The sequence below is a fragment of the Pseudomonas sp. C9-3 genome (assembly GCF_032392015.1).
GTDB classification, from domain to species: domain Bacteria; phylum Pseudomonadota; class Gammaproteobacteria; order Pseudomonadales; family Pseudomonadaceae; genus Pseudomonas; species Pseudomonas nitroreducens.
This window is the reverse complement of record NZ_CP135919.1, coordinates 4,383,361-4,406,264: the sequence shown is the minus strand read 5'-3', so window position 1 is coordinate 4,406,264 and position 22,904 is coordinate 4,383,361. Positions and strand designations below refer to the sequence as shown.

24 protein-coding genes are annotated in these 22,904 nt (G+C 63.8%); 19 read left to right on the top strand and 5 right to left on the bottom strand.

Annotated features, from left to right (window positions below):
• Positions 1-16 precede the first annotated feature (16 nt).
• The 17 genes from iscU (at position 17) to RS899_RS20140 (ending at position 15,209) form a co-directional block, all read left to right on the top strand.
• Positions 17-403 carry a Fe-S cluster assembly scaffold IscU gene (gene iscU, locus RS899_RS20220; RefSeq protein WP_015478505.1) on the top strand — a complete coding sequence of 129 codons (387 nt, stop codon included), beginning with the start codon at positions 17-19 and terminating at the stop codon, positions 401-403.
• 26 nt (positions 404-429) lie between these two features.
• On the top strand, positions 430-753 hold the full coding sequence (gene iscA, locus RS899_RS20215) for an iron-sulfur cluster assembly protein IscA (RefSeq protein ID WP_024762955.1): 324 nt from the start codon (positions 430-432) through the stop codon (positions 751-753).
• 8 nt (positions 754-761) lie between these two features.
• Positions 762-1,283 (top strand): co-chaperone HscB, encoded by a 522-nt coding sequence (gene hscB / locus RS899_RS20210; protein WP_315807921.1) that lies wholly within the window; start codon positions 762-764, stop codon positions 1,281-1,283.
• Between the two features lie 44 nt (positions 1,284-1,327).
• Positions 1,328-3,187 carry a Fe-S protein assembly chaperone HscA gene (gene hscA, locus RS899_RS20205; RefSeq protein WP_315807920.1) on the top strand — a complete coding sequence of 620 codons (1,860 nt, stop codon included), beginning with the start codon at positions 1,328-1,330 and terminating at the stop codon, positions 3,185-3,187.
• 6 nt (positions 3,188-3,193) lie between these two features.
• Positions 3,194-3,532: an ISC system 2Fe-2S type ferredoxin gene (gene fdx, locus RS899_RS20200; RefSeq protein ID WP_315807919.1), complete on the top strand. Its 339-nt coding sequence runs from the start codon at positions 3,194-3,196 to the stop codon at positions 3,530-3,532.
• 14 nt (positions 3,533-3,546) lie between these two features.
• Complete coding sequence (gene iscX, locus RS899_RS20195; protein ID WP_024762959.1) at positions 3,547-3,747, top strand: Fe-S cluster assembly protein IscX; 201 nt, start codon at positions 3,547-3,549, stop codon at positions 3,745-3,747.
• Between the two features lie 250 nt (positions 3,748-3,997).
• Positions 3,998-4,429, top strand: coding sequence for a nucleoside-diphosphate kinase (gene ndk / locus RS899_RS20190; protein ID WP_024762960.1), 432 nt, complete (start codon positions 3,998-4,000; stop codon positions 4,427-4,429).
• A 29-nt stretch (positions 4,430-4,458) separates the two neighbouring features.
• Complete coding sequence (rlmN, locus tag RS899_RS20185) at positions 4,459-5,607, top strand: 23S rRNA (adenine(2503)-C(2))-methyltransferase RlmN (RefSeq protein ID WP_054907486.1); 1,149 nt, start codon at positions 4,459-4,461, stop codon at positions 5,605-5,607.
• A gap of 16 nt (positions 5,608-5,623) precedes the next feature.
• A complete protein-coding gene (gene pilW, locus RS899_RS20180) occupies positions 5,624-6,382 on the top strand; it encodes a type IV pilus biogenesis/stability protein PilW (RefSeq protein ID WP_233299070.1) in 759 nt (252 codons plus the stop codon).
• Complete coding sequence (locus tag RS899_RS20175; RefSeq protein ID WP_315807918.1) at positions 6,379-7,395, top strand: RodZ family helix-turn-helix domain-containing protein; 1,017 nt, start codon at positions 6,379-6,381, stop codon at positions 7,393-7,395. The genes pilW and RS899_RS20175 overlap by 4 nt, the downstream gene beginning before the upstream one ends.
• A 1-nt stretch (position 7,396) precedes the next feature.
• Positions 7,397-8,506: a flavodoxin-dependent (E)-4-hydroxy-3-methylbut-2-enyl-diphosphate synthase gene (gene ispG / locus RS899_RS20170; protein ID WP_313463174.1), complete on the top strand. Its 1,110-nt coding sequence runs from the start codon at positions 7,397-7,399 to the stop codon at positions 8,504-8,506.
• A gap of 18 nt (positions 8,507-8,524) precedes the next feature.
• Complete coding sequence (gene hisS / locus RS899_RS20165) at positions 8,525-9,814, top strand: histidine--tRNA ligase (RefSeq protein ID WP_054907354.1); 1,290 nt, start codon at positions 8,525-8,527, stop codon at positions 9,812-9,814.
• 23 nt (positions 9,815-9,837) lie between these two features.
• Positions 9,838-10,482 (top strand): YfgM family protein, encoded by a 645-nt coding sequence (locus RS899_RS20160; RefSeq protein ID WP_082450529.1) that lies wholly within the window; start codon positions 9,838-9,840, stop codon positions 10,480-10,482.
• A 1-nt stretch (position 10,483) separates the two neighbouring features.
• Positions 10,484-11,626 (top strand): outer membrane protein assembly factor BamB, encoded by a 1,143-nt coding sequence (gene bamB, locus RS899_RS20155; protein WP_313463176.1) that lies wholly within the window; start codon positions 10,484-10,486, stop codon positions 11,624-11,626.
• Between the two features lie 83 nt (positions 11,627-11,709).
• The gene (gene der, locus RS899_RS20150) at positions 11,710-13,197 is read left to right on the top strand and encodes a ribosome biogenesis GTPase Der (RefSeq protein ID WP_045210518.1); all 1,488 of its coding nucleotides are present in this window, start codon (positions 11,710-11,712) and stop codon (positions 13,195-13,197) included.
• 81 nt (positions 13,198-13,278) lie between these two features.
• Positions 13,279-14,427: a pyridoxal phosphate-dependent aminotransferase gene (locus RS899_RS20145; RefSeq protein ID WP_315807917.1), complete on the top strand. Its 1,149-nt coding sequence runs from the start codon at positions 13,279-13,281 to the stop codon at positions 14,425-14,427.
• Positions 14,415-15,209, top strand: a complete 795-nt coding sequence (locus RS899_RS20140; RefSeq protein WP_054907357.1) for an amidohydrolase — start codon at positions 14,415-14,417, stop codon at positions 15,207-15,209. The genes RS899_RS20145 and RS899_RS20140 overlap by 13 nt, the downstream gene beginning before the upstream one ends.
• 97 nt (positions 15,210-15,306) lie before the next feature.
• On the opposite strand, the gene RS899_RS20135 is transcribed toward RS899_RS20140, so the two are convergent.
• Positions 15,307-16,260: an aldo/keto reductase gene (locus RS899_RS20135; RefSeq protein ID WP_054907358.1), complete on the bottom strand. Its 954-nt coding sequence runs from the start codon at positions 16,258-16,260 to the stop codon at positions 15,307-15,309.
• 133 nt (positions 16,261-16,393) lie between these two features.
• On the opposite strand from RS899_RS20135, the gene RS899_RS20130 reads away from it, so the two are divergent.
• Complete coding sequence (locus RS899_RS20130) at positions 16,394-16,726, top strand: DUF5629 family protein (protein WP_037006648.1); 333 nt, start codon at positions 16,394-16,396, stop codon at positions 16,724-16,726.
• Positions 16,727-16,768: 42 nt separating this feature from the next.
• On the opposite strand, the gene RS899_RS20125 is transcribed toward RS899_RS20130, so the two are convergent.
• From RS899_RS20125 to leuA, 4 genes are all read right to left on the bottom strand, one after another.
• Positions 16,769-18,007 (bottom strand): OprD family porin, encoded by a 1,239-nt coding sequence (locus RS899_RS20125; RefSeq protein ID WP_315807916.1) that lies wholly within the window; start codon positions 18,005-18,007, stop codon positions 16,769-16,771.
• Between the two features lie 76 nt (positions 18,008-18,083).
• Complete coding sequence (locus RS899_RS20120; protein ID WP_315807915.1) at positions 18,084-19,460, bottom strand: MFS transporter; 1,377 nt, start codon at positions 19,458-19,460, stop codon at positions 18,084-18,086.
• A 272-nt stretch (positions 19,461-19,732) separates the two neighbouring features.
• Positions 19,733-20,209: a hypothetical protein gene (locus tag RS899_RS20115; protein WP_315807914.1), complete on the bottom strand. Its 477-nt coding sequence runs from the start codon at positions 20,207-20,209 to the stop codon at positions 19,733-19,735.
• Positions 20,210-20,283: 74 nt separating this feature from the next.
• The gene (gene leuA, locus RS899_RS20110; RefSeq protein ID WP_054907363.1) at positions 20,284-21,954 is read right to left on the bottom strand and encodes a 2-isopropylmalate synthase; all 1,671 of its coding nucleotides are present in this window, start codon (positions 21,952-21,954) and stop codon (positions 20,284-20,286) included.
• Positions 21,955-22,356: 402 nt separating this feature from the next.
• Here leuA and RS899_RS20105 point away from each other — a divergent pair, with 402 nt between their 5' ends.
• Entirely contained in the window at positions 22,357-22,815 is a 459-nt protein-coding gene (locus RS899_RS20105; RefSeq protein ID WP_409978029.1) for a DUF2946 domain-containing protein, read from the top strand.
• Positions 22,816-22,904: the final 89 nt, after the last annotated feature.

The following is a 22,904-nucleotide window of genomic DNA, read 5'->3' as shown; positions in this document are numbered from 1 at the left end:
GAAGTGAGGATTAGCCATGGCTTACAGTGACAAGGTCATCGACCACTACGAAAACCCGCGCAACGTCGGCAAGCTCAACGCCGAAGATCCGGATGTTGGCACCGGCATGGTCGGTGCTCCCGCTTGCGGCGACGTGATGCGCCTGCAGATCAAGGTCAACGAGCAGGGCGTCATCGAAGACGCCAAGTTCAAGACCTACGGCTGCGGTTCGGCCATTGCCTCCAGCTCCCTCGCCACCGAGTGGATGAAGGGCAAGACCCTGGACGAGGCCGAATCGATCAAGAACACCACCATCGCCGAAGAACTGGCCCTGCCGCCGGTGAAGATCCACTGCTCGGTACTCGCCGAGGACGCCATCAAGGCGGCCGTGCGCGACTACAAGCAGAAGAAAGGTCTGCTCTGAAGCGATTCGTTGAGTAAGGAGTTCCCATGGCCATCAGCATGACCGAAGCCGCCGCCAACCACGTTCGCCGCTCCCTCGAAGGGCGCGGCAAGGGCGAGGGCATTCGTCTTGGCGTGCGTACCACCGGCTGTTCGGGCCTTGCCTACGTGCTGGAGTTCGTCGACGAACTGGCAGCCGAGGACGAGGTGTTCGAGAGCCACGGCGTGAAGGTCATCATCGACCCGAAAAGCCTGGTCTATCTCGACGGCACGGAGTTGGACTTCACCAAGGAAGGCCTCAACGAGGGCTTCAAGTTCAACAACCCGAACGTGCGCGGTGAGTGTGGCTGCGGCGAAAGCTTCAACGTCTGAGGCTGGGTGTGGGTAGTCCCTGTCACTTCGCGCTGTTCGACCTGCAGCCGGGCTTCCGGATCGATCTGGAAGCCCTCGGCAATCGCTATCGGGAGCTGGTGCGAACCGTCCATCCGGACCGTTTCGCCGATGCTTCCGAGCGCGAGCAACGACTGGCGCAGTCCAAGGCCGCCGAGCTCAACGATGCCTACCAGACGCTGAAGAGCGTCCCGCGTCGCGCGCTGTACCTGCTGGCCCTGCGTGGCGATGCGATGCCGCTGGAAGCCACGGTGCAGGATCCGGAGTTTCTGCTGCAGCAGATGCAGCTGCGCGAGGATCTGGAAGATCTGCAGGACAGCGCCGATCTCGATGGCGTGGCGCAGTTCAAGCGTCAGCTGAAATCCGCCCAGCAGCGTCTGGAAGAGGATTTCGCCGATTGCTGGGATGATGCCGCCCGTCGTGAGTTGGCCGAGCGTCTGGTTCGCCGCATGCAGTTCCTCGACAAGCTGGCGCAGGAAGTGCGGCAGCTCGAAGAGCGACTCGACGATTAATCCGCGCGGCCCGCGCCGCGCCCGATAGCCTGATTAGAAACCGCATGGCCCTACTGCAGATCGCCGAGCCCGGACAAAGTCCCCAGCCACACCAGCGTCGCCTGGCGGTAGGGATTGACCTGGGCACCACGAATTCCCTGGTCGCTGCTGTGCGCAGCGGCGTCGCAGCACCCTTGCCCGATGATCGCGGCGAAGTGATCCTGCCGTCTGCGGTGCGCTATCTCGCCGATCGCATCGAGGTGGGTGAGAGCGTTCGCGCCAACGCCTCGCAGGACCCATTGAACTCCATCATCTCGGTCAAGCGCTTCATGGGGCGCGGCCTGGAGGATGTGAAGCAACTGGGCGGTCAACTGCCGTACCGCTTCACCCAGGGCGAATCGCACATGCCCTTCATCGAGACTGTCCAGGGTGCCAAGAGCCCGGTGGAAGTCTCGGCTGAGATCCTCCGCGTCCTGCGTCAACGCGCCGAGTCCACCCTGGGTGGCGAACTGGTCGGCGCGGTGATCACCGTTCCCGCCTATTTCGACGACGCCCAGCGTCAGGCCACCAAGGATGCTGCGCGTCTGGCTGGCCTGCACGTTCTGCGTCTGCTCAATGAGCCGACCGCGGCGGCCGTGGCCTATGGCCTGGACAAGAACGCCGAGGGCGTGGTCGCCATCTATGACCTGGGTGGCGGTACCTTCGATATTTCCATCCTGCGCCTGACCCGTGGCGTCTTCGAGGTCCTGGCCACTGGCGGCGATACCGCCCTGGGCGGCGATGACTTCGACCATGCCATTGCCGGTTGGATCATCGAGCAGGCCGGTCTCTCGGCCGACCTCGATCCGGGTGCCCAGCGCCGCCTGCTGCAGACTGCCTGCGCCGCCAAGGAAGCGCTGACCGACAGCGCCAGCGTGGCCGTTGCTTATGACGGCTGGTCTGGTGAACTGACCCGCGCCCAGCTTGAGGCCCTGATCGATCCGCTGATCCAGCGCAGCCTCAAGTCCTGCCGTCGCGCAGTCCGTGATTCCGGTGTCGAGCTGGAAGAAGTCAGTGCCGTCGTCATGGTGGGCGGCTCGACCCGCGTACCTCGTGTACGCGAACTGGTGGGCGACCTGTTCGCTCGCGACCCGCTGACCGACATCGATCCGGACCAGGTCGTCGCCATCGGCGCAGCCATCCAGGCTGACGCTCTGGCCGGCAACAAGCGCGGCGAAGAGCTGCTGCTGCTTGACGTGATTCCCCTGTCGCTCGGCCTGGAAACCATGGGCGGGCTGATGGAGAAGGTGATTCCGCGCAATACCACCATACCGGTGGCCCGCGCCCAGGAATTCACCACCTACAAGGATGGCCAGACGGCCATGATGATCCACGTGCTGCAAGGCGAGCGCGAGCTGGTCAAGGACTGTCGGTCCCTGGCGCGCTTCGAGCTGCGCGGCATTCCGCCGATGGTGGCTGGCGCGGCGAAGATTCGCGTCAGCTTCCAGGTCGACGCCGACGGGTTGCTGGGCGTTTCCGCCCGCGAATTATCCTCGGGCGTCGAGGCGAGCATTCAGGTCAAGCCTTCCTACGGCCTGACCGATGGCGAAATCGCCCGCATGCTGCAGGACTCCTTCCAGTATGCCGGCGATGACCTTGCTGCCCGCGCCCTGCGTGAACAGCAGGTCGAGGCCCAGCGTCTGCTGGAGGCCGTGCAGTCGGCTCTGGACGCTGACGGCGAGCGCCTGCTGGACGCCGACGAGCGCCTGGTCATCGATGCCGGCATGGACTCGCTGCGCGAGCTGGCCACCGGCAGCGATACCGTCGCCATCGAACAACAGATCAAGCGTCTGTCCCAGCTGACCGACGCCTTTGCCGCGCGCCGTATGGACGCCACCGTCAAAGCCGCACTGGCCGGTCGCCGGCTCAACGAAATCGAGGAATAAGCGAAGATGCCGCAGATTGTCTTTCTGCCCCACGCCGAACACTGCCCTGAAGGCGCGGTGATCGAAGCCCAGCCGGGCGAAACCATCATGAAGGCAGCGCTGCGCAATGGCATCGAGATCGAGCATGCCTGCGAGATGTCCTGCGCCTGCACCACCTGCCACGTGATCGTGCGCGAGGGCTTCAGTTCGATGGAAGCCTCCGACGAACTGGAAGACGACATGCTGGACAAGGCCTGGGGTCTGGAAGCAGATTCGCGCCTGTCCTGCCAGGCGGTGGTCGGCGAGACGGACCTGGTGGTGGAGATTCCGAAGTACACCATCAACCAGGTGTCCGAAGGTCACTGAGGCGGAGCGTTCACATGAGTCTGAAATGGGTTGATGTGCTCGAAATCGCTATCCAGCTGGCCGAGTCCAAGCCGGATGTCGATCCGCGCTACGTGAATTTCGTCGATCTGCACCGCTGGGTGCTGGCATTGCCGGAGTTCAGCGACGATCCGTCCCGCGGCGGGGAAAAAGTCCTGGAGGCCATTCAGGCCGCCTGGATCGACGAAGCCGACTGAGGGGGCGGCTCACCAGAGCCGCGTACCCATTTGTCATGAACCCGCGTATAATTCGCGGGTTTTATCTTTAGGTGAGCTGTTGAAAATTTCCCCAGGGGAATTTTCCAGTCGCCGGCCCTGTCGCAGTCGGGCCGGTTTCGCGGCTGCCGCCCAACGGGCGTGGCGCGCGGCAAACCCTAGAATCGCAGGAGCTCCTGGCCACGCCAGGGGCTTCTTGGCATTACCAACCTTGCTTTTCGGAGTTATTTCCATGGCCCTGCAACGTACCTTCTCCATCATCAAGCCCGACGCCGTTTCCAAGAACGTCATCGGCGAAATCCTGACCCGCTTCGAGAAAGCCGGTCTGCGCGTTGTCGCTTCGAAGATGGTTCAGCTGTCCGAGCGCGAAGCTGGCGGTTTCTACGCCGAGCACAAAGAGCGTCCCTTCTTCAAGGACCTGGTTTCCTTCATGACCTCCGGCCCGGTCGTCGTTCAGGTTCTGGAAGGCGAAGACGCCATCCTGCGCAACCGTGAGCTGATGGGCGCCACCGATCCGAAGAAAGCCGACGCCGGCACCATCCGCGCCGACTTCGCTGTTTCCATCGACGAGAACGCCGTACACGGTTCCGACTCGGAAGCTTCGGCTGCCCGCGAAATCGCTTACTTCTTCTCCAGCACCGAGGTGTGCGAGCGCATTCGCTGATCCGTCAGTGAATGAGCGAGGGTGAATCCATGACTGATACCGCTGTAAAGGCCAACCTGCTGGGCATGACCAAGCCCCAGCTCGAGGAATTCTTCGAGTCCATCGGTGAAAAGCGCTTCCGCGCCGGCCAGGTGATGCAATGGATTCACCACTTTGGCGCCGTCGATTTCGACGCCATGACGAACGTCGGCAAGGCCTTGCGCGAAAAGCTCAAGGCCGTTGCCGAAATTCGTCCGCCGGAAATCGTCAGCCAGGACATTTCCTCTGACGGTACCCGCAAGTGGGTCGTGCGCGTGGCCTCGGGCAGTTGCGTCGAGACCGTGTACATCCCGCAGGGCGGCCGCGGCACTTTGTGCGTGTCGTCCCAGGCCGGTTGCGCGCTGGACTGCAGCTTCTGCTCCACCGGCAAGCAAGGCTTCAACAGCGACCTGACCTCCGCCGAGATCATCGGCCAGGTGTGGATCGCCAACCAATCGTTCGGGACCATCCCGGGCAAGATCGACCGTGCCATCACCAACGTGGTGATGATGGGCATGGGCGAGCCGCTGCTGAACTTCGATAACGTCGTGACTGCCATGAGCATCATGATGGAGGACCTCGGCTACGGCATTTCCAAGCGCAAGGTGACCCTGTCCACCTCCGGCGTGGTACCGATGATCGACAAGCTCGCCGAGGTGACCGACGTGTCCCTGGCCCTGTCGCTGCACGCGCCCAACGACGAACTGCGCAACAAGCTGGTGCCGATCAACAAGAAGTACCCGCTCGAGATGCTGCTCGACTCCTGCTACCGCTACATCACGCGCCTGGGCAAGGAGCGCGTGCTGACAATCGAGTACACCCTGCTGGCCGGCGTCAACGACCAGCCCGAGCATGCCGAGCAGTTGATCGCATTGCTCAAGGATTTCCCTTGCAAGATCAACCTGATTCCGTTTAATCCGTTCCCGCATTCCGGCTACGAGCGGCCGAGCAACAATGCCATCCGCCGTTTTCAGGACATGCTGCACAAAAGCGGCTTCAACGTTACGGTTCGCACCACTCGCGGAGACGACATCGATGCCGCCTGTGGTCAGCTGGTAGGCCAGGTGATGGACCGCACCCGCCGCAGCGAACGCTATATCGCCGTACGACAGTTGGCCGCGGAAGCCGAACAGGCTCCGACCAACGCCAATCGAAACTGAACTAGGGAGGATTCCGATGACCCTGCGCGCCGCGCTGTTCTTACTGTTGGCAACCGTGCTGACGGGTTGCGTGACGACTGGTAAACAGGATCCTCTGAAAACCGACAAGGGCCGGAACGAGGCGCGTGACGCCTACATCCAGCTCGGCATCGGTTACCTGCAGATGGGCAATACCGAGCAGGCCAAGGTGCCGCTGCGCCAGGCCCTCGACCTCGATTCCTCCAGCGCCGACGCCCACGCCGCGTTGGCGGTGGTGTACCAGGTCGAGAAAGAGCCCAAGCTCGCCGAGAGTGAATTCCGCAAGGCGCTGTCCTCGCGCTCGGGTGACGCGCGCATCCTGAACAACTACGCCGGTTTCCTGTTCGACGAGAAGCGCTACCAGGAATCCTACGACACCTACATGAAGGCCACCGAAGACGGCCTTTATTCCGAGCGCTCACGTATCTTCGAGAACCTCGGGCTGGTCAGCCTGAAGCTGAATGAGCGCGCCAAGGCCAAGGAATTCTTCGAGAAAGCCATTCGCCTGAATCGCAACTCGACAGGGGCGCTGCTGGAGCTGGCTGACCTGAATTACCAGGATCGCGAGTACGTGCCGGCTCGCGCCTACTATGAGGAATACCTCAAGCGGGGCCCGCAGACCGCGCGCAGCCTGCTGCTGGGGATTCGACTGGCAAAGATCTACGACGACCGGGATACCGCTGCCAGCTACGGGCTGCAACTCAAGCGCCTGTATCCCGCTTCTCCTGAATACCAGGCATACCAGGCGGATAAATGATGAATACGTCGCAGTCCGATGTCATCGGCACGACCCGCGCCAATCCTGGCGAGACCCTGCGCCAGGCGCGTGAGAACAAGGGCTGGAGTACCGCTCAGGTCGCCGGTCAGCTGAATCTCACCGAGAATGCGCTGCGCCAGCTGGAACAGGGCTCCTTTGACCAGTTGCCGGGCCACACCTTCGCCCGTGGCTATATCCGCGCCTACGCCAAGCTGCTGGGCATGGACCAGGCCCAGATGGTCACTGCCTTCGATCAGTACACCGGCACCGATGCCAGCGGCAGCAACGTCCAGGCGCTCGGCCGCGTGGTCGAGCCGGTGCGCCTGTCGCGCAACTTGTTGCGTCTGTTCAGCCTGGCTCTGTTGGCCGTGCTGATCGGCTTCGGTTACTTCTGGTGGCAGGAACGCTCCGCGCGTCCGGCCGAGACCGGCAGCCTGAATATGGAGCACGTCGAGGTAGAGAGCGCCGACGGCACCACTGAAATTCACACCCTCGACGAGCCGGAAGACCAGGCCGTCGCCGAGGACCAGGCCAATACTCCGCCGGTTCCGTCCGAACCCGCTGGCGACAGCGGCAATGCCGAGGCTCCGGCCGAAGGTATCCCGCCGGCCGCTGCCGCTCCGGGCGTACCCACCGCTCCTGAAGCTGTACCGGCTCCCGCACCGGCAGCTCCAGCCCTGGCACAACCGCCGGCTGCGCAGCAGCCCGCCGTACCGGCGAACCCCGCTGCACCGGCCGAGGCGCCGGCTGCTCCTGTGGTCGCGGCCGCCGGGCAGGGCGTGGTCAAGGTTCAATTCATCGCCGATTGCTGGACCCAGGTGACCGATGCCGACGGCAAGGTCATCCTCGAGGGCCTCAAGCGCAAGGGTGATTCGCTCGAAATCGCCGCCAAGGCGCCGGTCCAACTGCGCCTTGGCTTTGCCCAGGGGGCACAGGTCAGCTACAACGGCCAGCCAGTCGAAGTCACGCCAGCGCGCGGTGGTACCGCTCGCCTGAAGTTGGGTGGACAGTAAGATGCATTGCGAGTCTCCGATCAAACGTCGCCTGTCCCGGAAAATCTGGGTAGGTAACGTGCCGGTAGGTGGGGATGCCCCCATTGCCGTGCAGAGCATGACCAACACCGACACCCTGGATGTGGCGGCCACCGTGGCCCAGATCCGCCGTCTGGAGGACGCCGGCGCAGACATCGTCCGCGTCTCCGTGCCGGACATGGACGCCGCCGAGGCGTTCGGCAAGATCAAGCAGCAGGTGAACGTCCCGCTGGTGGCCGATATCCACTTCGACTACAAGATCGCCCTGCGCGTGGCCGAACTGGGTGTTGACTGCCTGCGCATCAACCCCGGCAACATCGGTCGCGAAGATCGGGTCAAGGCCGTGGTCGATGCCGCCCGCGAGCGCAATATCCCGATCCGCATCGGCGTCAACGCTGGCTCGCTGGAAAAGGATCTGCAGAAGAAATACGGCGAACCGACTCCCGAAGCACTGCTGGAATCGGCCCTGCGCCATGTCGATCACCTCGATCGCCTGGACTTCCAGAACTTCAAGGTCAGCGTGAAGGCCTCCGACGTGTTCATGGCCGTCGCCGCCTACCGCCTGCTGGCGAAAGAGATCGAGCAACCCCTGCACCTGGGCATCACCGAAGCCGGTGGCCTGCGTTCGGGTACCGTGAAGTCGGCCGTGGGCCTGGGCATGCTGCTCGCCGAAGGCATTGGCGACACCATCCGCATTTCCCTCGCTGCCGACCCGGTGGAAGAGATCAAGGTCGGCTTCGACATCCTCAAGTCGCTGCGCCTGCGCTCCCGTGGCATCAACTTCATCGCCTGCCCGAGCTGCTCGCGGCAGAACTTCGATGTGGTGAAGACCATGAATGAGCTGGAAGGCCGCCTGGAGGACCTGCTGGTTCCGCTGGACGTCGCCGTGATCGGCTGCGTGGTCAACGGCCCGGGCGAAGCCAAGGAGGCCCATATCGGCCTTACCGGTGGTACGCCGAACCTGATCTACATCGACGGCAAGCCGGCGCAGAAGCTGCAGAACGATAACCTGGTGGATGAGCTGGAACGGCTGATCCGCGAAAAAGCGGCCGAGAAGGCCGAGGCCGACGCCGCACTCATCGTGCGCGGCTGACCGCAACAAGGATCCTAAGTGAGCAAGTCCCTGCAAGCCATCCGTGGCATGAACGACATCCTGCCGGACCAGACCCCGGCCTGGCGCTATCTGGAGCGCACCTTTGCCGATCTGCTGGACGCCTATGGCTACAGCGAGATCCGCATGCCGATCCTGGAATTCACCGAACTCTTCGCCCGCGGCATCGGCGAAGGCACCGACGTGGTCGACAAGGAGATGTACACCTTCCTCGACCGCAACGGCGAATCCCTGACCATGCGTCCGGAAGGTACTGCCGGTTGCGTGCGCGCCGTGCTGGAGCACGGTCTGTCCGGTGGCGGCCAGGTACAGAAACTCTGGTACACCGGCCCGATGTTCCGCTACGAGAAGCCGCAGAAGGGCCGCTACCGCCAGTTCCACCAGATTGGCGTGGAAGTCTTCAACCTGCCCGGCCCGGACATCGACGCCGAGCTGATCATCCTCACCTGGCGCCTGTGGCAGAAGCTGGGCATGGCCGACGCCGTGACCCTGCAATTGAACACCCTGGGCTCCAGCGAAGCTCGGGCGCGTTTTCGCGAGGACCTGGTGGCCTACCTGCAGGAGCGCTTCGACCAGCTCGACGAAGACAGCCAGCGCCGTATGACCACCAACCCGCTGCGTATCCTCGACAGCAAGGTGGAGGCCACCCAGGCCCTGCTGGTCGGTGCACCGAGCCTGCACGATTACCTGGACGAAGAGTCCATCGCCCACTTCGAGGGCCTGAAGGCCCGCCTGGACGCGGTCGGCCTGCGCTACGAAATCAACCAGAAACTCGTGCGTGGCCTCGACTACTACTGCCGCACCGCTTTCGAGTGGGTTACCGACAAGCTCGGCGCCCAGGGCACCGTTTGCGGCGGGGGCCGCTACGACGGCCTGGTCAGCCAGTTCGGCGGCAAGCCGACGCCGGGTGTGGGCTTCGCCATGGGCGTGGAGCGCCTGGTGCTGCTGCTGGAAACCCTGGGCGTGGTCCCGTCCGAACTCAACCGCCCGGCCGACCTCTACGTCTGCGCCTTCGGCGAGCCGGCAGAGCTGGCTGCGCTGACCCTGGCCGAAAAGCTGCGTGAGGCCATTCCGGGCCTGCGCCTGCTGGTCAACGCCGGTGCCGGCAGTTTCAAGAGCCAGTTCAAGAAGGCCGACAAGAGCGGCGCACAGTTCGCAATGATTCTGGGTGACGACGAACTGGCCAACCGCGTGGTAGGTTTCAAGCCCCTGCGTGGCGAGGGCGAACAACAGAATATCGCCTGGGATGCTCTGCCCGAGCACCTGGCTGCCTGCCTCCAGCAGGCCTGAATCGAGCGGATAGGAGTATTGGGGTGAGTAACCGTACCGAAGAAGAACAGATCGCTGACATCAAGGACTGGTGGCAGCGTAACGGCATGCCCCTGCTGACCGGCGCCGCTCTGGCGTTGATCGTGGTGTTCGGCTGGCAAGCCTGGAAAAAGTACCAGACCAATCAGTCCCAGGGCGCTTCCATCATTTACCAGGCCCTGCTGGAAACCGCGCTGAACCCGGCCGGCAAGCCCGACACCGCCAAGGTCGCCGAGCTGGCCGGTAAGCTGACCACCGAGTACCCCGGCACTCCGTATGCCCAGTACGGCCGCCTGTTCGTCGCCAAGGTCGCGGTGGACAACGGCAAGCTGGACGACGCCGCTCTCGAACTCAAGGCTGTGGTCGACAAGCCGGTCGACGCTACACTCGGCGAGCTGGCGCGTCAGCGCCTGGCTCGTGTCCTGGCTGCCCAGGGCAAGGCCGAAGACGGTCTCAAGCTGCTCGACGGCAACGTCGACAAGGCCTATGTAGCCACTCGCGAAGAACTGCGCGGCGACCTGCTGCTGCAACTCAAGCGCAATGATGACGCCCGTGTCGCCTACGAGAAGGCCAAGGCTGCCCTGCCGGAAGATGCCGCCGTTGGCGCCCTGCAGATGAAACTCGACGACCTGGCCAAGGGAGACGCCTGAGATGTTGCGTTGGAAACACGTTGCACTGCTGGCACTGACCCTGATGGCTGTGGGTTGCAGCAGCAATAGCAAGAAAGAACTGCCGCCGGCCGAACTGACCGATTTCAAGGAAGAGGTTCGCCTGGAGAAGCAGTGGAGCCGTTCGGTCGGTGACGGCCAGGGCGACCTGTACAACCTGCTCGAACCCGCCGTGGATGGCCAGACCATCTATGCCGCGTCTGCCGAAGGTCGTGTCATGGCCATGCAGCGCGAGAGCGGCGAAGTACTGTGGAAGAAAGACCTCGACCTGCCGATTTCCGGCGCCGTTGGCGTGGGTAACGGCATGGTCCTGCTGGGCACCCTGCGCGGTGACGTGATCGCCCTGGATTCCGGTTCGGGCGAGCAGAAGTGGCGCGCCAAGGTCAGCAGCGAAGTACTGGCTGCCCCGGCCACCAACGGTGACGTGGTGGTCGTGCAGACCCAGGACGACAAACTGATCGGCTTCGATGCCGCTACCGGCAACCAGCGCTGGATCTACGAAGGTACCGTGCCGGTGCTGACCCTGCGTGGTACCGGCGCTCCGCTGATCGCTGGTCGCCTGGCCCTGGCCGGCCTGGCCAGCGGCAAGGTCGTCGCTGTGGACGTCGAGCGCGGCCTGCCGGTCTGGGAACAGCGCGTTGCCATTCCGCAAGGTCGTTCCGAGCTGGATCGTGTCGTCGACATCGACGGCGGCCTGCTGCTGGTCGACAACGTTCTCTACGTCGCCAGCTACCAGGGCCGCGCCGCGGCACTGGACGTCGGCACCGGCCGCGTACTCTGGCAGCGTGAAGCTTCCAGCTACGTCGGCGTCGCCGAAGGGACTGGCAGCGTGTTCATCAGCCAGGCCAGCGGCACCGTGGAAAGCCTCGATTCCCGTGGTTCGTCCTCGCTGTGGAGCAACGACGCCCTGGCTCGCCGCCAGCTGTCCGCTCCGGCCGTGCTGTCGAGCAACGTGGTTGTCGGTGACCTGGAAGGTTATGTGCACCTGCTGAGCCAGGTGGACGGTCGTTTCGTTGGCCGCGAGAAGGTCGACGGTGACGGCGTGCGGGTTCGCCCGCTGGTAGTCGGCAGCTGGATGTACGTGTTCGGCAACAGCGGTAAGCTGGCCGCCTACACGATTCGCTAAGCTGAGTGTTACTGCCGGCCGCTGCCGTGAAAAACGGCAGCGGCCGTCGTGTTTTCTGAAAATCAAATTTCCTGGAGAGCCGCATGGTTCCCGTTATAGCCCTGGTGGGCCGCCCGAACGTCGGCAAGTCCACCCTGTTCAACCGCCTGACCCGCACCCGTGACGCCATCGTCGCCGAGTACGCAGGTCTGACCCGAGACCGCCAGTACGGCGAGGCCAAGTGGCAGGGCAAGAAATTCATCGTCATCGATACCGGTGGTATCTCCGGTGACGAAGAGGGTATCGACGCCAAGATGGCCGAGCAGTCGCTGCAGGCCATCGAAGAGGCCGATGCCGTCCTGTTCATGGTCGACTCCCGCGCCGGCCTTACCGCTGCCGACGAGATGATCGGCGAGCACCTGCGCAAGAAGAACAAGCGCACCTATCTGGTGGCCAACAAGGTCGATACCGTCGATCCGGACATCGCCCGCGCCGAGTTCAGCCCGCTGGCTCTGGGGCATGCGATCCCGATCGCCGCCGCCCACGGCCGTGGCATCACCCAGATGCTCCAGGAAGCCCTGGGCGAGATGTTCGCTCCGGAGCCCGAGGCGCCTGAAGACAACGACCTGCCCAGCGAGCTGGAAGAGGTCGCCGAGGGCGAGGAAGCCAAGCGCATCCCCGGCCCGAGCGAGAAGGATGGCATCAAGATCGCCATCATCGGTCGCCCCAACGTCGGCAAGTCCACCCTGGTCAACCGCATGCTCGGTGAAGAGCGGGTGATCGTGTACGACCAGGCCGGCACCACCCGCGACAGCATCTACATCCCCTTCGAGCGCAACGAAGAGAAGTACACCCTGATCGACACCGCTGGCGTGCGTCGCCGCGGCAAGATCTTCGAGGCGGTGGAAAAATTCTCGGTGGTGAAGACCCTGCAGGCGATCCAGGACGCCAACGTGGTCATCTTCGTCATGGACGCCCGCGAAGGTGTGGTCGAGCACGACCTCAACCTGCTCGGCTTCGTGCTGGAGACCGGCCGCGCGCTGGTCATTGCGCTGAACAAGTGGGATGGCATGGAGTCGGCCGAGCGCGACTACGTGAAGACCGAGCTTGAGCGCCGGCTGATGTTCGCCGACTTCGCAGACATCCACTTCATCTCCGCGCTGCACGGCACTGGCGTTGGGCACTTGTACAAGTCGGTACAGGATTCCTTCCGCTCCGCCGTGACCCGCTGGCCCACCAGCAAGCTGACGCAGATCCTCGAGGACGCCATCCAGGTTCACCAGCCGCCGATGGTCAACGGCCGCCGCATCAAGCTGCGCTATGCGCACCTGGGTGGCGCCAACCCGCCGTTGATCGTGATCCACGGCAACCAGGTGGATGCGGTGCCCAAGGCCTACACGCGCTATCTGGAGAAGACCTTCCGCCGCGTGCTGAAGCTGGTCGGTACGCCGATCCGCATCGAGTACAAGGGCGGCGACAACCCGTTCGAGGGCAAGAAGACCCAGCTCACCGATCGCCAGGTCAACAAGAAGCGCCGCCTCATGTCGCACCACAAGAAGGCCGAGAAGAAGAAAAAGGACAAACGTAAATAACGTCTGTCAGGCTTTAGACCGCAAGCCGCAGGCGATAGAGTAGGGGCCTCCCTCTCATCGCCTGCAGCCTGTAGTCACGCCATGCTTACCAGCAAACTGCCGAATGTCGGCACCACCATCTTCACCCGCATGTCCCAGCTCGCCGCCGAAAGCGGGGCGCTGAACCTCTCCCAGGGTTTCCCGGACTTCCCCGGCCCTGCGCCGCTGCTCGAAGCGGTCGCCCGCCATGTCTTGGCCGGAAACAACCAGTACAGCCCGATGACCGGCCTGCCGGCACTGCGCGAACAGGTAGCGATCAAGGTCGCCAGCCTGTATGGGCGTAGCGTCAGCGCCGACACCGAGGTGACCATTGTTCCCGGAGCGACAGAAGGGATCTTCTGCGCGGTGCAGGCGCTGATCCGCGCCGGCGATGAAGCCATCGTCCTGGACCCCTGCTATGACAGCTACGAGCCTTCGGTCGAACTGGCCGGTGGCCGCTGCGTGCACGTCGCGCTGAGCCAGCCGGGCTTCCGCATCGACTGGCAGCGCCTGGCCGAGGCCATCACCCCGCGCACGCGCCTGATCTTCCTCAACAGCCCGCACAATCCCAGCGGCGCGCTGATCGACCGCACCGACCTTGATCGCCTGGCTGATCTGATTCGCGACCGCGAGATCTACATCATCAGCGACGAGGTCTACGAGCACCTGATCTACGACGGCGTGCAGCATGCCAGCGTGCTGGCCCATGACGAACTGTATCCGCGCGCCTTTGTCATCAGCTCCTTCGGCAAGACTTACCACGTCACCGGCTGGAAGACCGGCTATGTCGTAGCGCCGCCGGCGCTGTCGGCGGAGATGCGCAAGATCCACCAGTACGTGAACTTCTGCGGCGTGACCCCGCTGCAATGGGCGCTGGCCGATTTCATGGCCGCGCATCCGGATCACCTGCGCGAGCTGCCGGGTTTCTACCAGGCCAAGCGCGACCTGTTCTGCGACCTGCTGGAGGGCTCGCGCTTCACGTTCCAGCGGGCTGCCGGCACTTACTTCCAGGTGGTGGACTACTCGGCGATCCGCCCGGACCTCGATGACGTCGCCATGTCCGAATGGCTGACGCGCGAGCACGGCGTGGCCGCCATTCCGGTCTCGGTGTTCTACCAGCAGGCCCCGGCGGACATGCGCCTGGTGCGCTTCTGCTTCGCCAAGAAAGAGGAGACGCTGCGTCAGGCAGCGGAACGACTATGCGCGATCTGAGCCAATTGCCCGACCTAAAGCTTGCCCTCGTGCAGACCACCCTGGTCTGGCACGACGCCAAGGCCAATCGCGAGCGTTTCGACGCGCTGCTGGAGGGCGCTCGCGGTGCGGATCTGGTGATCCTTCCGGAAATGTTCACCACGGGCTTCTCCATGGACTCCGAAGCGTTGGCCGAGGCGGAGGAGGGCGAAACCTACGCTTGGCTGCGCGAACAGGCGGCGAAGCTTGAAGCGGTGGTCTGCGGCAGCGTGATCATCCGTGCCGCCGACGGCAGCCATCGCAACCGCCTGCTCTGGGCGCGCCCGGATGGCGAGATGCAGCACTACGACAAGCGCCACCTGTTCCGCATGGCCGGCGAGCACAAGCACTACACGCCGGGCGAGCAGCAGGTGCTGCTGGAATGGAAGGGCTGGCGGATTCGCCCGCTGGTTTGCTACGACCTGCGCTTCCCGGTGTGGAGCCGCGATGCCCAGGACACCGACCTGCTGCTCTATACCGCCAACTGGCCGGCCGCACGCCGCCAGCACTGGAACCGCCTGCTGCCCGCACGGGCCATCGAAAACCTCTGCTATGTCGCCGCGGTCAACCGTGTCGGCGAAGACGGCAAGGGCCACGCCTATTCCGGCGACAGCCAGGTGCTGGATTTCCAGGGTGACAACCTGCTGGCGGCGGGCAGTGCCGACGGGGTGTTCCAGATCGCCCTGAATGCGGCGGAACTGGCGGCCTACCGGGAACGCTTTCCGGCCAATCTCGACGCGGATGAGTTCGACATCCGTCTCTGACGTTGTGGCTCGCTGCAATCGATCGCGGACGAAGTCCGCTCCTACGAAACATGACCCCGCGTAGGAGCGGACTTCGTCCGCGATGTTTCCGCCCTGCTCAATACGCGCTGGCGGTGTTCAAGCGCTGGATCACTTCGTCACTGAGCTTCAGGTCCACCGCCGCGATCAGGTCCGGCAACTGCTCCAGCCTCGACGCACTGGCGATGGGAGCCGTGATGCTCGGGCGGGCCATCAGCCAGGCCAGGGCGACTTGTGCCGGGGTGGCGTTGAGTTCGCTGGCCACGTCTTCAAGTGCATCGAGAATGGCGAAGCCGCGCTCGTTCATGAAGTTCTTCACTTTGTAGCCGCGCACGCTGCTCTTGCCCAGGTCCGCGTCGCTGCGGTACTTGCCGGTGAGGAAGCCCGCCGCCAGCGAATAGAAGCTGATGACGCCAATGCCCAACTGCTGAACCGTGGGCTCCAGGGTGGTCTCGTAGTTGGCGCGATCATAAAGGTTGTAGTTGGGCTGCAGGCTCTGGTAGTTCGGCAGCTTCAGCCGGTCGCAGACTTCGCGGGCTTCGCGCAGGCGCTTGGCGTCCAGGTTGGAGGCTCCGATCACGCGGACCTTGCCTTGTTCCACCGCTTCGGCGAAGGCGCCCATGGTTTCCTCCATGGAGGTATGCGGGTCGTCGCAGTGGGACTGGTAGAGGTCGATGTAGTCGGTCTGCAGGCGCTTCAGCGAGCGCCCCAGCGCCTGCTCGATGTACACGGCCGACAGGCCCTTGTGGCCGTTGCCCATGTCCATGCCGACCTTCGTGGCGATCTGCACCTGGTTGCGCTTGCCGGTCTTCTTCAGCCATTTGCCGATCAGTGCTTCCGACTCGCCACCTTCGTGGCCGGGAGCCCAGCGCGAGTAGACATCTGCGGTGTCGATGCAGTTGAGCCCGGCGTCGAGCAGGGCGTCGAGCAGGCGGAAGGAGGTCGCTTCATCGGCGGACCAGCCGAACACATTGCCGCCGAAGACCAGCGCGGGAATCTTCAGGCCCGATTGTCCGAGTTCGCGTGTACGCATCTGCTTTGCCTCCTCAGGGGTGTGCGAGAACCCTCAGTGTAGACGCCGCCTCTGCCCGCGCCGGGCGGAATAACCGGCAGCCGGCACCCAGCTGGTCTATCATGGCGGCCAGCCCAATTGCCGAGTGCCAAAGATGACCACGACTCCCTACCTGCTGGACCAGCTGGAAACCGCCGATATGCTCTTGATCGACGGCCTGCATGCCTGGCAGTTCGAGCTCAACGAGGCACTGCTGGACCAGGCGGACGCCGCCGCCAACGCCGGGCAACCCTTCGCCAGCGAAGACGTGGTGCTGCAGATCGAATCCATCGACGGTCGTGACCGTCGCGAATGGCGCTTCAGCTACAATCAGGTGATGGAGGCCAGCTACCAGGCCGAGGACGAGAGCTGGTTGCTGCAGGGTGGTGAACAGCAGCATCGTCTGTGTTGCCTGGGCGCTGTGACGGCCAGTGGCGACGACGAATGAATGAAGAAGGCCCCGAAAGGGGCCTTCTGCATTTCTGGGCCTTCAGAATGCCAGCGGATAGCTGGTGATGAAGCGCACCTCGTCGTAGTCGCTGGAATAACTGCTGCGCACGGTGGAGGTGCGCATCAGGAATGACAGCGTCTTCAACGGTCCGCCCTGGATCGTGTAGCCGATATCCGTATCGCGCTCGTACTCATGGCCGTCTTCCTGCCCCGGTCGCGAGATATCGGTGCCCTTGGTGTAGCGCGTCATCAGTGTCAGGCCCGGCAGCCCGAGGCTGGCGAAGTCGTAGTCGTAGCGCAACTGATAGGAGCGCTCCTGTGCCCAGAAGAACCCGCCATTGGTAACCCAGTTGACCAGGTAGGGCTGCGGCGTGTTGCCCAGCAGCATGGGGAACATGTCTTCGCCCAACATGCGCTGGTAGGTGGCCGATAACATGTGTCCGCCGTGCTTCACGCCCAGCCGGGCCCCGTAGGCGCGGTTGTCGATACGACCGGACAACGCCTGTCCGGACTCCTCATTGTGGAAGTAACTCAGGGTGCCGAGCAGCGCGGTGTTCTCGCCAACCGGTTGCTTGAAGTTGGCGCCGACATAGTGCTGGTCGTAGATGTCCTGAAGCTGGGCGAAGTAGTAGCTGGTGGACAGGCCGGGCGCCCACTGCGCATCGACACCGCCCAGGTTCAGCTTGTTGCTGTCCTGACTGGCGGGACGGGTGGCGAGGTAGAACGACTCGCGGTCGCTGGAGGCGCGGGTGCTGGTGTTCCACAACTGGGCCGCGGTGAACTTGAAGCGCTCCGACTCCTTTGACTCCAGCATCACGCCCTGGAACGTCTGCGGCAGTACGCGCACATCGTCCTGGAATATCACCGGCAGGCGCGGTTCCAGCAGGCCGACCTTCAGCGTGGTCTTCGAATAGCGCAGCTTGAGCGTGGCGCCGCCACGGCTGAAGTCATCCACCGGCTCGCCGGTCGAGCGGTCATAGGGCAGGTTGCTGTCGTTGCTGGTGCCAGCGCCGCCGTCGAGCTTCAGGGCGTAGAAACCAGTGAAATCCACACCGACACCGATGGTGCCTTCGGTAAAGCCCGAGCTGAAGCGTGCCAGCACGGCTTGGGACCAGCTACCCGCCTGGGACTGCGGAGCGTTGTCCTGGCGGTAGTCGCGCAACATGTAGAAGTTGCGCAGGGTGGTGTCCAGGCGACTGTCGTCGATCAGGTCAGCCTGGGCGCAGAGGGGCAACAGCGCGCTGGAAAGCAGCGCACTGGCAAAGCGATTACGCAACATCGTCATCTCCTGGGCACGGTTCGCCGGGGCGCGGGGCGACCCACCGGCGAACGGTCCTTTGTCTTGGCGGGCGCGGTCAGTTCGCAGCGGCGGTGGTGCTGTTCAGCGGCGCGGCGGCTCCGGGCCGGGCCCGTTGCTCTTCGCCCAGGCTGCGGCGGAAGTGCTTGCGCCCGCTGCCCAGCAGCCACAGGCAGAGCAGCCCGGCGAGGGTGACAATGATGCCGATGGAGGAGCCGACGGCCTTCGGATCCTTGAAGTAGTGGTCGGTGATCAGTGCAACGAGGGTGGTGCCGACGCCCAGGCCGATCAGGTTGGAGACCAGCAGGAACAGCGCCGACACCTGCGCGCGCAGGCGGTTGGGCGTGAGCACCTGCATGGCGGCCGCCGAGGTGGAGATGCAGAAGGCGCAGAAGAACATCGCCGGGCCCATCAGCAGCACCGACAGCTGCAGGCTGCCGGCTGTCACGGAGCCGATAACGAAGGGAATGGTGCAGGCGGCGCCGAGCATGCCGCTGATCAGCGCGGCGTCGCTGCGCCCACGCTTCTGCAGCACGTCCACCAACCAGCCGGCGCAGAACACCCCCGCGGTGTTGAGCACCAGCAGGATGCCGCCAAGGATGTAGCCCACCTCCAGCGGCGACAGGCCGTACTGGCGGATGTACATGGCCGGTGCCCAGCCCATCAGCGCGTACTGGCACATGGCGAAGAAGGAGAAGCCCAGGTAGTGGCAGGCGAAGGTGGCGCGATGGCGGCGCAGGAAACGCAGCCCGTCACGAACCGTTGCCTTTTGTTCCCGATCGCCCAGCTTGCGCGCCGGATCGCGGATGGTCAGCGCGATCAGCAGCGCCACCAGCACGCCGGGCAGGCCAACGATGAAGAAGGCGATCTGCCAGGAACGCACCTGGCCCAGCCAGCCCAGGTCGATGGCCGGTACGTCGCGCAGCGCCTCGATCACATAGCCACCGACCAGGAAGGCCAGGCCGCCACCGAGGAAGGCACCCATGGAGTACAGCCCCAGCGCGCGGCCGAGTTTTTCCTTGGGGAACAGGTCGCTGAGCATCGAATAGGTCGCCGGAGTCAGCGCGGCCTCGCCGACGCCCACGCTCATGCGCGCCAGGAACATCTGCAGGAAGTTCTTCGACAGCCCGCACGCGGCGGTAGCGATGCTCCAGAAGGCCACGCCAATGGCGATGATCCTGACCCGCGAGGAGCGGTCGGCGAGGTAGGCAATGGGCAGGCCCATGAAGGCATAGAACAGCGAGAAGGCCAGCCCGCTGAGCAGGCTGAACTGGGTGTCGCTGATCTGCAGGTCGGCTTTGATCGGCTCGATCATCAGCGAGAGGATCTGCCGGTCAACGAAGGAGAAGATATAGGCCACCATGCACAGCACGACGACATACCAGGAATAACGGGAAGCACGGACGGATTGCGGGTGGGGAGATTGCGGGTTCACGGTTACTGGCTCCTGAAGCGGGTGAAGGCAGATGGCCAAGCACGTCGAGCTCGTTGTTGTTGTAGGTAACCAGGCGCCTCTGAACGCAAGGCAGGGGCGGCCGAAAGTGTCTGATTGCGTGACACGGTTTTTTGTTTGCCTGCCGCTTTTGCGGCAGTGCACGCAAGACTAGGGAAGGGGGGAGCGGGGAGTAATCGGGGCGAGCCCCAGCATTGCGGAGACTTCCCCCTAGGGGGCTAGGGGGAATCTTTAGGTGATGTGCAGAGGGTGATTCAGATCAGCCCGAACAGAGCCAGGACAAAGGCACCGCCGAAGACTACGGCCATGACGGCGAGCAGGAACAGCAGGCTGACGCCGAAAGCGCGCCAGTTGGAGGCGAACTGGCCACCCTGGGCCGCATGCTGCTCGACAGCGGCACCGGTGTGCTGCTTGGCGTAGTGATACATGCCGAAGACGGCGGCAATGTTGATGGGAGTGGCGGGGACGCTATCCGGTAGGAACATGCCCAGCAGGAAGATCGCGAGGAGGGCTCCAATGCCGGTGATCCAGGCGTTGCGCACTTGGACGTGGCGGCCCAGACGTTTGAGGTTCTGCGCGATGACCCAGGCTCCGGCGACCGGGGTGCCGAAGAAGGTGGCGATGCCCACGGCGCCGAGACGGTAGAGCGCTTCGCCCGTGGCGACGGCGGGGCCGTCCTGAAGTGCGGCGGCGGGCGTCTGGAAGGGGTTGTCCTGCGGTGTATCGGTCATGTTTTCACTCCGTTGAAAACAGCCCCGGACGCACGAGGCGTCCGGGGCAAAGGGGGACTACGGTTGAGCCAGACTTACGCGGCTTTCGCGTGGCCCAGCGTCACCGCACGGTTCAGGGCGCTGAACAGCGCGCGGAAACTGGCGGTGGTGATGTTTTCATCGATGCCGATGCCGTGCAGCGAACGACCACCCTCGACGCGCAGTTCGATGTAGGCGGCCGCGCGGGCGTTGGTGCCGGCGCCGATGGCGTGTTCGTTGTAGTCCATGATCTCGACATCCACCGGCAGCGAGGCGACCAGGGCTTCCAGGGTGCCCTTGCCCTTGCCGTGCCAGCGATGCTGCTCGCCCTTGTGGGTCACGTCGATGTCGATGGCGCAGATACCGTTCTCTTCCTGCAGGCGGTAGTTCTTCAGGCCGAACGGAGAAACGGCCTGCAGGTACTCGGTCTGCAGCAGGGTGTAGATCTGCTCGGCGGTCATTTCCAGGCCGAGGCGGTCGGTCTCGTTCTGCACGACCTGGCTGAACTCGATCTGCATGCGGCGCGGCAGGCTGATGCCGTATTCCTGTTCGAGCAGGAAGGTGATGCCGCCCTTGCCGGACTGGCTGTTCACACGAATCACTGCCTCGTAGCTGCGGCCGATGTCCGCCGGGTCGATCGGCAGGTACGGCACTTCCCACACGGCGTCTTCCTTCTGCTGGGCGAAGCCCTTGCGGATGGCATCCTGGTGGGAGCCGGAGAAGGCGGTGTGGACCAGGTCGCCGACGTACGGGTGACGCGGGTGCACCGGAATCTGGTTGCACTCTTCCACCACCTTGCGCACGGCGTCGATGTCGGAGAAGTCCAGCTCGGGGTCGATGCCCTGGGTGTACATGTTCAGCGCCATGGTCACCAGGCACAGGTTGCCGGTACGCTCGCCGTTGCCGAACAGGCAGCCTTCGACGCGGTCGGCACCGGCCATCAGGGCCAGTTCCGAAGCGGCCACGCCAGTGCCACGGTCGTTGTGGGTGTGCAGGCTGAGCAGCACGCTGTCGCGCTTGTTGATCTGGCGGCCGAACCACTCGATCTGGTCGGCGTAGTTGTTCGGCGTGGCGCACTCGACGGTGGCCGGCAGGTTGAGGATCAGGCGGTTCGCCGGGGTCGGCTGGAACACGTCGATCACCGCGTTGCACACCTCGACGGCGAAATCGGTCTCGGTGGAGCTGAACACTTCCGGCGAGTACTCGAAGCCCCATTGGGTTTCCGGCGCGGCTTCGGCCAGGCGCTTGATAGTCTGGCCAGCGGCCACGGCGATGGCTTTCACACCGGCCTTGTCCTGGTTGAAGACGATCTTGCGGAAGCTCGGTGCGCAGGCGTTGTAGTAGTGGACGATGGCTTTCTTCGCGCCCTTCAGGGACTCGAAGGTGCGCTCGATGAGGTCGTCGCGGGCCTGGGTCAGCACCTGGATGGTGACGTCATCGGGAATGTGGTCGTTCTCGATCAGCTCACGGACGAAGTCGAAGTCGGTCTGCGAGGCGGACGGGAAGCCCACTTCGATTTCCTTCAGGCCGACCTGCACCAGGCACTTGAAGAAACGCATCTTCTTCTCGGCGTCCATCGGCTCGATCAGCGACTGGTTGCCGTCGCGCAGGTCGGTGGACAACCAGATCGGCGCCTTGTCGATGATCTTGTCCGGCCAGGTACGGTCGGGCAGGGTGATCTGGGTGAAGGCGCGGTATTTCTTCGACGGGTCTTTCAACATGCTCATGAGCGGAATCCTTGTTCTCTGCGGCCTGCGGGGCCTGCGCATAAAAATCTGAATGAGGCGAAACCGGGGGAGGGGGGGCTCAGCCACGCAGTCGCGGGCTGACCAGGCGCAGGCAGGCGTGTTGGCGAAGCAGGATGAGGGTGTGTGCGGTTTTCATGAGTGCCAAGCTAAAGGCCTGGAAGACCAATGGCAAGCATTTGAGGAAATTTGGTAGAAATAGTCTCTGGAGAATGTCTTGTGAGATTAAATTGTTTGAATAATTGATTTCTAGCAATTTTTCATAACGCTTAACGCTGTGCTTAACTGATTCTGCGTCTACTTGCCGCAGCGGAGCTTTGTAACTCCGTGCGATCATTGCGCACCCCCGCCGCAGGTGGGGCATACCCTGCTCAAGGACATTTCGTGACCCGTCGTACTCGACAAGGCGTAGGCACCTGGCTGGCGTTGTTCGCCATGCTGATGATCTATGTCGGCCCGCTGGTTTCCCAGTCGATGCCGATGGATCACGCCATGCCCATGGATCACGTCATGCCGATGGAGCATGGCAAGGCCATGGACCATGGTGCGGCGATCGCCGCCATGGACGAAATGGCCTGTTCGGATGGGCACCGGGCTGCTGCACAACACGCGGCACCGACTTCCCACGGCGAGCAACCGCTCACTGCCGACGCCTTCATGGAGAAGTGCGGCTACTGCAGCCTGCTGATCCACAGCCCGCCGCTGACACCACCGCCGGTCCTGCTCGATCACAGCCTGCCTGCCGTCGGCGCGCCGGGCGCCCAGTTCGTCTCCTCCCGTATTCCCGCCTCGCCGGTCTTCCCCGGCGCACGCTCGCGCGCACCTCCTGCCCTGATCGGCTGACCCGCAATCCCGACTCCCCGACCCCGGCGCGGATGCCTGCATTCGCTTGCGCGCCGTGCGAGTACGCGTGGAGCGGGCGTCATCACCGA